The following is a 9,273-nucleotide window of genomic DNA, read 5'->3' as shown; positions in this document are numbered from 1 at the left end:
TCTCAAGAAACGGACGCACACCCACACCAACCCGCCAAGGCCAGCACCGGGGCAACCCGCACACCCTACGACACCCGGGGACGTGGGTCGAGGTCTGGCCTCGCGCTCACGACCCTGTCCGAGTGCTCCAGGGCGGCCGTCCGCGGGGCCTGCCACCTCTCGGTGCCGGGCGCCTCTCTCGGCGGCGAGAGGAAAAGTTACGGGTGGGTGGCCGCCGGGTCAAATCGGCAGGTCAGCCGCCTGCGGGGCCCTTCGCAGCCGCGGTCGAGCCCTCGCGGACGGCGGCGGCCAGCGCCCGCTTGCCACGGCGCAGGACCGCCACCTCCCCGTGCAGGAAGTCACCCGGCTGCAGCAGCGCCTCGGGGTCGGCGGCCCTCACGTTGTTCACGCTGACGGCGCCCTCGCCGATGCTCCGCCGCGCGGCGGAGCGGCTGGGGGCCAGACCGCTGTCGGCGAGGACCTGGGCGAGCGGGCTGCCCGGGCCGGCGGTCGCGCGGGGCAGCTCCGCCGCCGCGTCCCGCACGGTGGTGACGTCGAGGGCACCGAGCTCGCCGCCGCCGAAGAGGGCCGCGGCCGCGGCCTCCACCGAGGCCGTCGCACCGGCTCCGTGCACGAGCGTCGTGAGCTCCCGGGCCAGCCGCCGCTGTGCCGCACGGGCCTGCGGCCGCGCCGCGACCTCCTCCTCCAGCGCCCCGAGGTCGTCGGGGCCGATGTCGGTGAACAGCCGCAGGTACCCCGCCACGTCGCGGTCGTCGCTGTTGAGCCAGAACTGGAAGAAGGCGTACGGCGAGGTCATCGCCGCGTCGAGCCAGACCGTGCCGCCCTCGGTCTTGCCGAACTTGGTGCCGTCCGCCTTGGTGACCAGGGGCGTGCTCAGGGCGTGCACGGACACGTGCTCGACGCGGTGCAGCAGGTCGACGCCGGAGGTGAGGTTGCCCCACTGGTCGTTGCCGCCCGTCTGCAGCCGGCAGCCGTAGCGCCGGTACAGCTCGAGGAAGTCCGCGGCCTGCAGCAGCTGGTAGGAGAACTCCGTGTAGCTGATCCCGTGCTCGCTCTGCAGCCGGGCGGCCACCGCCTCCTTCGCGAGCAGCCGGTTGACGCGGAAGTGCTTGCCGACGTCCCGGAGGAAGTCCAGGGCGGACAGCCCGCCGAGCCAGTCGAGGTTGTTCACCACGAGCGCGGCGCCCGGCCCCTCGAGGTCGAGGAACGGCGACACCTGCGCACGGATGCGCTCGACCCACTCCGCGACCGTCTCGGGGCTGTTGAGGGTCCGCTCGGCGGTCGGTCGCGGGTCGCCGATGAGGCCGGTCGCCCCGCCGACGAGCGCGAGGGGCCGGTGCCCGGCCCGCTGGAAGCGCCGCAGGGTGAGCAGCTGCACGAGGTGGCCGATGTGGAGGCTCGCGGCGGTCGGGTCGAAGCCGCAGTACAGCGTCACGGGACCCGCCCCGAGCTCGCGCTGCAGCGCGTCGGGGTCGGTGCTCTGCGCGACGGCGCCGCGCCACTGCAGCTCCTCCCACAGGCCGGGCGAGGTGCTCGTGCCGCTCACGGGTGTCCTCCAGCGGGGTCGTCCTGCGGGTCGGGGGCGTCGGCGTGCGCGCCGGCCCCGGGGGTCTCGCCGGGGCGCCGCCGCCGCGCAGCAGCACGGTACGCGGACACGTGCCGGCTGCTCGCGTCCCACCACCGCCAGGGTGTCGCGGCCCCGTCCCCGGCGACGCCGACGCGGGGCCCGTGCGCGGGGTCGGGCGGGCGCTGCCCGGGCAGCAGGCGGACCGGGGAGGTCGGGTCGCACAGGTCGGCCCCGTCGTGCCTGCCGTCCAGCCCCAGCGCCTGGGCGAGCCGGGCCGGCCCGCGGGCGAGGTCGCGTGCGGTGCTGCCCGGGGGCCTGCGCGTCCGCGCCGCCGCCTCGCCCCCCACGACCTCACCGGCGCGCAGGAGCACGGCGCCGGCCTCCCCCGGCAGGTGGGCGACGACGTTGACGCACCAGTGCATGCCGTAGGTGAAGTACACGTAGAGGTGGCCCGGCTCGGAGAACATCGTGCGGTTGCGCGGCCGCAGCCCGCGGTGGGCGTGCGACCCCGGGTCCTCCCCCGGTCCCGCGTACGCCTCGACCTCGTCGACCCGGACCGTGACGAGCCCCGCCTCCTCCCCGGACCGCCCTGCCGCGGCCCCGGGACCGCTGACCAGCAGCGTCCCGAGGAGCGCGGGCGCGACCTCCTCGGGCCGCCCCACGAGGAGCGAGCGGTCGACGGGCGCCCTCAGCCCGCCCACCCGACGGCGTCCTCCAGCCTCACGCGCAGCTGCTCGCGCTGCTCGGTCACCCGCACCGGTGCCGTGCCGCCGACGGCGTCCCGGCTCGCGAGCGCACCGGCGACGTCGAGGACCTCCCGCACCGCGGGGTCCAGCGCGGGGCTGATGCCCGCGAGGTCGTCGTCGGACAGCCCGTCGAGGTCGGTGCCGAGCTCCTCGCAGCGGCGCACGCACGCCCCCGCCAGCTCGTGCGCCTCCCGGAACGGCACCCCGCGGCGCACGAGCCACTCCGCGACGTCGGTGGCGAGGGAGAACCCGGCCGGGGCGAGCGCGGCGAGCCGCGCGGTGTCGAATCGCATCGTGCGCACCAGGCCCGCCATCGCGGGCAGGACGAGCCCGAGCTGCGTGACGGAGTCGATGACCGGCTCCTTGTCCTCCTGCAGGTCGCGGTTGTATGCCAGCGGCAGCGCCTTCAGCGTCGTCAGGAGGCCGGCGAGGTTGCCGACGAGGCGGCCGGCCTTGCCGCGGGCGAGCTCGGCGACGTCGGGGTTCTTCTTCTGCGGCATGATCGAGGAGCCGGTGGCCCACGCGTCGTCGAGGCGCGCGAAGCCGAACTCGTGCGTCGTCCAGACGACGACCTCCTCCGCCACGCGCGACACGTCGACGGCCGTCATGGCGAGCACCCAGGCCACCTCGGCGGCGAAGTCGCGGGACGCGGTGCCGTCGATGGAGTTCTCGACCGGTGCGGAGAACCCGAGCTCGGCGGCCACGAGGGCGGGGTCGAGGCCGAGCGAGGAGCCCGCGAGCGCGCCCGAGCCGTACGGTGAGGAGTCCAGGCGGCGGTCCGCGTCGCGCAGCCGGTCGACGTCGCGCAGCAGGGCCCACGCGTGGGCCTGCAGGTGGTGGGCCAGGAGCACGGGCTGCGCGTGCTGCAGGTGGGTCCGCCCGGGCATCGGCGCCTCCGGGTGCGCCTCGGCCTGCACCACCAGGGCCTCGACGAGGGCGCACACGCCGCGCGCGACCTCGCGCACCGCGTCGCGCAGGTACATCCGGTACTGGGTGACGACCTGGTCGTTGCGGCTGCGCCCCGCCCGCAGCCGGCCCCCGAGGTCGGCCCCGACGCGGTCGATGAGCCCGCGCTCCAGCGCCCCGTGCACGTCCTCGTCACCGGGGTCGGGCGCGAAGCCGCCCGTGGCGACGTCGTCGGCGAGGCCCCGCAGGCCCGCGAGGAGACCGTCGCGCTGGTCGTCGGTGAGGAGGCCCGCCCGGTGCAGCACGAGCACGTGGGCCTGCGAGGCCCGCAGGTCGTAGGGGGCGAGCACCCAGTCGAAGTGCGTGGAGACGCTGAGCGCGGCGAGGGCCTCGGCCGGGCCGCTCGCGAACCGCCCGCCCCACAGCGCACCGCTCACGGTGCCGCCCGACGGGCGCTGGTCGGGGGTCCGAGAGGTCACGGGTCGCTCCTGGGGGCGTCGGTGGCGAGGTCGAGGAAGCGCTGGGCGACGGCCTCGCCGCCGAGCGGGTGGCGGGTGATGACGAGGACGGTGTCGTCGCCCGCGATCGTGCCGAGCACACCGGGCACGACCGCGTGGTCGACGGCGCTGGCGAGGAACTGCGCCGCACCCGGCGGCGTCCGCAGCACGACGAGGTTGCCGCTGTGCTCGGCGCTCACGAGCAGCTCCGCGCAGCGTCGGGCCAGGCGCGCGGCCAGCACCTCCTCGTCGAGGTCGGCGACCGGTGAGGCGTCCCCGCCCTCGCCCGGGACGGCGTAGACGAGGCTGCCGTCGCCGTGGCGCACCTTAACGGCACCGACCTCGACGAGGTCACGGGACAGGGTCGCCTGCGTGACCGAGTAGCCGGCCGCGGCGAGCGCCTCGCCGAGCTGGCCCTGGCTGCGTACCGCGTTGTGCGTGATGACGTCGACGACGGCGGCCTGGCGGGCGGCCTTGCTGCGGACGACCTGCGTCGCGCTCATCCCGTGCCGCCGGCGCGCCGCAGGAGCCACACCAGCAGCGCCTTCTGCGCGTGCAGGCGGTTCTCCGCCTCGTCCCAGACGACGGAGCCGGGGTCGTCGAGCACCTCGGCCTCCACCTCCTTGCCGCGGTAGGCGGGCAGGCAGTGGAGCACGAGGTGGTCCGGCGCCGAGCGCTCCAGCGCGGCGCGGGTCACGGCGAAGGCCGTGAAGGGCGTCGCCCGGTCGGCGGCCTCGAGCTCCTGCCCCATCGACACCCACGTGTCGGTGGCGACGACGTCCGCGCCGTCGAAGGCCGCCTCGGGCACGTCGGTCACGGTGACGGAGCCGCCGGTCTCGGCCGCCCGCGCCCGCGCCGCCTCGAGGTAGCGCGGGTCCGGGTGGTAGCCCTCCGGGCCCGCCAGGCGCACGTGCATGCCCGCCGTGGCCCCGGCGAGGGCGTAGGAGTGCGCCATGTTGTTCGCGGCGTCACCGACGTAGCTGAGGGTCAGCCCGGCGAGGCGCCCCCGGCGCTCGCGCACCGTCTGCAGGTCCGCGAGCAGCTGGCAGGGGTGGGTGTCGTCGGTGAGGGCGTTGACGACGGGGACGCCGGCCGCGGCCGCCATCCGCTCGACGCGCTCGTGCGCGCCGGTGCGCCACACGACCGCGGCGACCTGCCGGCCGAGCACCCGGGCGGTGTCCTCGATCGGCTCCCCGCGGCCGAGCTGGGAGCCGGCGGAGTCCAGCACCAGCGGGTAGCCGCCGAGCTGGGAGATGCCGATGGCGAAGGACACGCGGGTGCGCGTGCTCGGCTTGTCGAACAGGACCGCCACCGCGCGCGGCCCCTCGAGCGGCCGGTGCCCGAACGGGTCGGCCTTGACGGCGTCGGCGAGGTCGAGGACCTCCGCCTGCTCCTCCGGCGAGAGGTCGTCGTCGCGCAGGAGGTGCCGCACGCTCACCGCGCCACCCGCGTCGTGGCGTCGCCCGCCGCGTCCAGGGCGGCGGCGAGCACAGCCGGCAGGGCCGCGAGGAGCTCGCGCGCCTCTGCCTCGGTGAGCACGAGCGGCGGGGCGAGCCGGATGGCGTCGGGGGCGACGGCGTTGACGAGGAACCCCGCGTCGAGCGCCGCGGCGGCCACGTCCCGGGCGACCGGGTGACGCAGCACCACCGCGAGCAGCAGGCCCTCCCCCCGCACGCCGGCCACGGCCGGGTGCCCGAGCGCGAGCACCCCCTCGCGCAGCACGGCACCGACCCGGCGCGCGTTGTCGAGCAGGCCGTCGCGCTCGATCACGTGCAGCGTGGTGAGGGCGGCCGCCGCGCTCACCGGGTTGCCGCCGAAGGTCGTGCCGTGCTGGCCCGGCGTGAGCAGGCCGGCGACGTCCGGGCCGAAGGCGACGGCGGCCCCGACGGGGATGCCGCCGCCTAGGCCCTTGGCCACGGTGACGACGTCCGGTGCGGCGGCCGGGTCCACCGCCATGGCCTCGCCGAGGTGGTGCGGCAGCTGGTGGGCGAACCACGCGCCGCTGCGCCCGGTCCCGCTCTGCACCTCGTCGAGCACGAGGAGCGCGCCGTGCTCGCGGGTGAGCCGCCGCGCCTCGGCGAGGTACCCGGGCGGGGCGGGGTGCACGCCGGCCTCTCCCTGCACCGGCTCGAGCACGACGGCGGCGACCGGGCCGCCGGCCGGGTCCGCGAGCGCGGCCGCGAGGGCGGCGCCGTCGCCGAACGGCACGTGCTCGACCCCGGGGGGCAGTGGCTCGAAGGGCCGGCGGTAGTCGGGGTTGTGGGTCAGCGACAGCGCGCCCAGGGTGCGGCCGTGGAACCCACCGGTGGCGGCGAGGACCCGGGTGCGGCCCGTCCGGCGGGCGATCTTCAGGGCCGCCTCGTTCGCCTCGGCCCCGGAGCCGCAGAAGAAGACCGCGCTGCCCTCCGGCGCCCGGGCGACGCCGAGGAGCCGCTCGGCGAGCGCGACCTGCACGGGGGTGGCCACGACGTTCGACACGTGCCCGAGGGTGCTCATCTGCTCGGCGACGGCGGCGGTCAGGGCGGGGTGGGCGTGACCGAGGACGGTCGTGGCGATGCCCGCGAGCAGGTCGAGGTAGCGGCGCCCCTCGGCGTCCCAGACGTGGACGCCCTCCCCCCGCACCAGCACGCGCGCCGGAGGCGCGTAGGTGCCCATGAGGGCGCGGGCGTGCCGCGCCCGCCACTCCTCGGAGGTTGCGGTCCCGACGAGGTCGGGCAGCGTCGCCGTCATCTGCATGACTATACACACTGATGCATGTCTGTCCCCCGCGTCGGGGCGAGGTCTGTGGCACGGTCACCGGGTGCCCGAGCCCGTCGCCCTGCCCACCACCCGCCACCTGCTGGCCGCGGCCGCCCCCGGCGCCGTCACCACCCGCAGCGGTGCCGCGGAGTGCCTGCACCACGCGGCCGGTGCGGCCGTGCTCGTCGGCGGGGAGGGCTCGGTGCGGCTCCTCGCGGCCCTCGGCGACCCGTCGCTGCCGGTCCTGCCGCGGTCGTCGCTCAAGCCCCTGCACGCGGTGGCCCTGCTCGGGCTCGGCGTCGACCTGCCGGAGGACGAGCTCGCGCTCGTGTGCGCGAGCCACTCCGGAGAGCCCGCCCACCTCGACGGGGTCAGGCGCCTGCTCGCCCGCTCCGGGCTGTCACCGGACGACCTCGAGAACACCCCCGACCTGCCGCTCGACCCCGAGGCCGGCGCACGGGCCCGCTCCGAGCGGGGCCCGACGCGGCTCGCGCAGAACTGCTCCGGCAACCACGCGGGCATGCTCGCCGGGGCGGTCGCCGCCGGGTGGCCGCCGCCGGGCTACACCGCCGTGGACCACCCCGTGCAGCGGGCGATCGCCGCGACGGTCGGCCGTCTGGCCGACGGTGTCGGGGACGAGGCCGCGGTCGACGGCTGCGGCGCCCCCGCGTTCGTCACGTCGCTCGACGGCCTCGCCGCGGCCTTCGCGCGCCTCGCAGCGGCCGGCGACGGGACGCCCGAGGCGCGGGTGCGGGACGCGGTCGTGGGCAACCCGTGGCTCGTGGGCGGCACCGCGCGCCGGGTGACCCGGATGATGGAGTCCCTGCCCGGGCTGCTGGTCAAGGACGGGGCCGACGGCGTGGTCGCGGCCGGGTGGCGTCGCCCGGACGGGTCCGGGGTGGGGGTTGCGGTCAAGGTCCTCGACGGCGGGGACCGTGGCCGCGGGGTGTGCCTCGGCGAGGGCCTGCGGACCGCCGGCGTACCGGTCCGGTCCGACGCCCCCGGCTTCTCCGACGACGTCCTCGGCCACGGCCGTCCGGTCGGCGAGGTGCTCGCCCTGCCGTGGCGTGTCGTGGGCGACGCCAGGGGGGCGTGACGGGGCGGCGTCACAGCCGGCCGGTCGACGGCACCTGTCCGGGGTGCCGCCGCAGGGAGCGGGCGGCGGGAGGGGGGACCAGTGCCGACGCTCGGGCCCGAGGTGCCGTGGGTGGCCGCGTGCCGCCCCACCGACTGGTCCGCGGTGGGCCTGACCGCCGACCCCGTCCCCGGCGACCCGGTCGGGGTGCTCGACGACGCCGCCGCCTACGGGCGGACGGCCGACGCGCTGGCGGACGCGGTCACCGGCCTCGGACGGGCCGTCGGGTCCCTGTCGGGCCGGACGTCGGAGGCGGTCGAGGCCTTCCGCGACCGCGCCGACGACCTGCGAGGTGCGCTGGCGCCCGTGGTGGGGCGCTACCGGGCCGGCGCCGAGGCGCTCGGTCACTACGCCGCCTCCCTGGAGGAGGGCCAGCGCTCGACCGCGGCGGCGCTCCGGGACGCCGAGGAGGCGCTCGAGCGCCGCGCCGTGGCGACGGCTCGGGCGCAGGAGGCGCGCGCGGACTCGGCCTTCGCGTGGCCGCCGCTCGACGTGCTGACCGGTGAGCCGAGCGCGCTCGGGGCGGCGTGGGCGGCGGAGGCCGAGGCCGACGCCGACGTGGCCTCGGCGAGCGCCCGCTGCGCCGAGGCGGCGGAGGCGGTCCGTCGGGCGGCCGAGGCGGCGGCGCGCGCGCTCGACGAGGCACGGAGCACGGACGGGCTCGACGACGGCGGCTGGGACGACGTGCGGGGGGTGGTCGGCTGGGTGACCCGCTGGGCGGGCCGGGCGTCGGCGGTGCTCGGGGTCGTCGCGCTGGCCCTGGTCGCCTCTGGGGTCCTCGCCCCGGTGGCCGCGGCGCTCGGTGCGGTGGCCCTGGGTCTGGGTGCCGTGGCGCTGCTCGGCACCGTCACGCAGGCCGCCCACGGCGAGGCGTCGGGCGCCGACGTGGGCCTGGCTGTCCTCGGCGTGGTGGGCGGTGGGGCGGGCCGGGCGGTGTCCGCGGGGGCGGGTGCGGCCCGGGCGGCCGCCCGAGGGGCCGTCGCCCGCGAGGCCGACCTCCTCGCGAGGGGCCTGCCGGGCGCCGCGCCCGCGCCGCCCCCGCCGGGTGTCCGGGCGCACCTGCGGGGCCTGCCCCACCAGCCGGCCGGCGACCTCCGCGGGGTCACCGCCCGCCCCGCCGCGCCCGGGACCGCTCCGGCGCGCCCCGTCCCGAACAGGGACGACGGGCTGGTCGGTGCCGCGCGCTGGGAGCTCGACATGGCGCGGGTGCCCGCCGAGGTCCTCGCCCGCAGCGACGTCGCCGCCCACGTGGCCGTGGCGCACCGCCTCACGGTCGTCGAGACGGCCGCCCGGGTGGCACCGGCCGCCGACCTGGCCGCCCTCGACAACGACGTGCGCCGCACGCGGCACCGGAACGCCGTCATGGCGTCGGCTCCGCACCGGGTACCGGCACCCGTCCCCCCTGCCCCGCGGGGCGCGGTGCGGGCGCAGGCGGGCGGTGGTCGGTAAGACCCCCGGGGTCCCACCCTGTCGCGTGCCGGGCGGGTCCGGCGGCGGGCTCAGCAGAAGGGGCAGGAGTGCGGCGTGCCGAGGACCACGAGCGCGACCGGGACGAGCGCGGACAGCCGTCGCCGCCGCTGGAGCCAGCCGACGATCCGGTCGCGCCGCGCGGACGGTGTCGCCGGGGCGGGGCGGGCCGGGAGCGGGGACGTCAGCGGCACACCCGGAGCGTACGGCCGGGCG

General features: G+C 77.9%; 9 protein-coding genes. 2 read left to right on the top strand and 7 right to left on the bottom strand.

The genetic code is table 11. From position 1 onward, the window contains the following. Nucleotides 1–232: 232 nt before the first annotated feature. From tyrS to WAA21_RS15670, 6 genes are read right to left on the bottom strand one after another with little or no spacing between them, the layout of a single operon-like run. On the bottom strand, nt 233–1,546 hold the full coding sequence (tyrS, locus tag WAA21_RS15695) for a tyrosine--tRNA ligase (RefSeq protein ID WP_336923768.1): 1,314 nt from the start codon (nt 1,544–1,546) through the stop codon (nt 233–235). Then, nucleotides 1,543–2,268 carry a DNA-3-methyladenine glycosylase gene (locus WAA21_RS15690; RefSeq protein WP_336923767.1) on the bottom strand — a complete coding sequence of 242 codons (726 nt, stop codon included), beginning with the start codon at nt 2,266–2,268 and terminating at the stop codon, nt 1,543–1,545. The genes tyrS and WAA21_RS15690 overlap by 4 nt, the downstream gene beginning before the upstream one ends. Continuing rightward, nucleotides 2,256–3,698, bottom strand: a complete 1,443-nt coding sequence (argH, locus tag WAA21_RS15685) for an argininosuccinate lyase (RefSeq protein WP_336923766.1) — start codon at nt 3,696–3,698, stop codon at nt 2,256–2,258. Before argH ends, WAA21_RS15690 begins: the two co-directional genes overlap by 13 nt. Beyond that, nucleotides 3,695–4,219, bottom strand: coding sequence for an arginine repressor (locus tag WAA21_RS15680; RefSeq protein ID WP_336923765.1), 525 nt, complete (start codon nt 4,217–4,219; stop codon nt 3,695–3,697). Before WAA21_RS15680 ends, argH begins: the two co-directional genes overlap by 4 nt. Continuing rightward, the gene (gene argF / locus WAA21_RS15675; RefSeq protein ID WP_336923764.1) at nt 4,216–5,154 is read right to left on the bottom strand and encodes an ornithine carbamoyltransferase; all 939 of its coding nucleotides are present in this window, start codon (nt 5,152–5,154) and stop codon (nt 4,216–4,218) included. Before argF ends, WAA21_RS15680 begins: the two co-directional genes overlap by 4 nt. After that, on the bottom strand, nt 5,151–6,446 hold the full coding sequence (locus WAA21_RS15670) for an acetylornithine transaminase (protein WP_336923763.1): 1,296 nt from the start codon (nt 6,444–6,446) through the stop codon (nt 5,151–5,153). Before WAA21_RS15670 ends, argF begins: the two co-directional genes overlap by 4 nt. A gap of 70 nt (nt 6,447–6,516) precedes the next feature. On the opposite strand from WAA21_RS15670, the gene WAA21_RS15665 reads away from it, so the two are divergent. Together WAA21_RS15665 and WAA21_RS15660 are read left to right on the top strand one after the other, a co-directional pair. Continuing rightward, nucleotides 6,517–7,551 (top strand): asparaginase, encoded by a 1,035-nt coding sequence (locus WAA21_RS15665; RefSeq protein ID WP_336923762.1) that lies wholly within the window; start codon nt 6,517–6,519, stop codon nt 7,549–7,551. Nucleotides 7,552–7,632: 81 nt separating this feature from the next. Then, on the top strand, nt 7,633–9,039 hold the full coding sequence (locus WAA21_RS15660) for a hypothetical protein (protein WP_336923761.1): 1,407 nt from the start codon (nt 7,633–7,635) through the stop codon (nt 9,037–9,039). Between the two features lie 50 nt (nt 9,040–9,089). Here WAA21_RS15660 and WAA21_RS15655 read toward each other — a convergent pair whose 3' ends face one another. Further along, on the bottom strand, nt 9,090–9,251 hold the full coding sequence (locus WAA21_RS15655; RefSeq protein WP_336923760.1) for a hypothetical protein: 162 nt from the start codon (nt 9,249–9,251) through the stop codon (nt 9,090–9,092). Nucleotides 9,252–9,273: the final 22 nt, after the last annotated feature.

This window comes from Aquipuribacter sp. SD81 (genome assembly GCF_037153975.1).
Classification (GTDB): domain Bacteria; phylum Actinomycetota; class Actinomycetes; order Actinomycetales; family JBBAYJ01; genus Aquipuribacter.
The sequence above is the reverse complement of the archived record's forward strand: the minus strand, read 5'-3'. Positions and strand labels throughout refer to the sequence as shown.

What these genes read in the sequence shown, in the direction of transcription:
- WAA21_RS15670 (WP_336923763.1), bottom strand. Translation starts at nt 6,446, where the DNA reads ATGACGGCGACGCTGCCCGACCTCGTCGGGACCGCAACCTCCGAGGAG.
- WAA21_RS15680 (WP_336923765.1), bottom strand. Translation starts at nt 4,219, where the DNA reads ATGAGCGCGACGCAGGTCGTCCGCAGCAAGGCCGCCCGCCAGGCCGCC.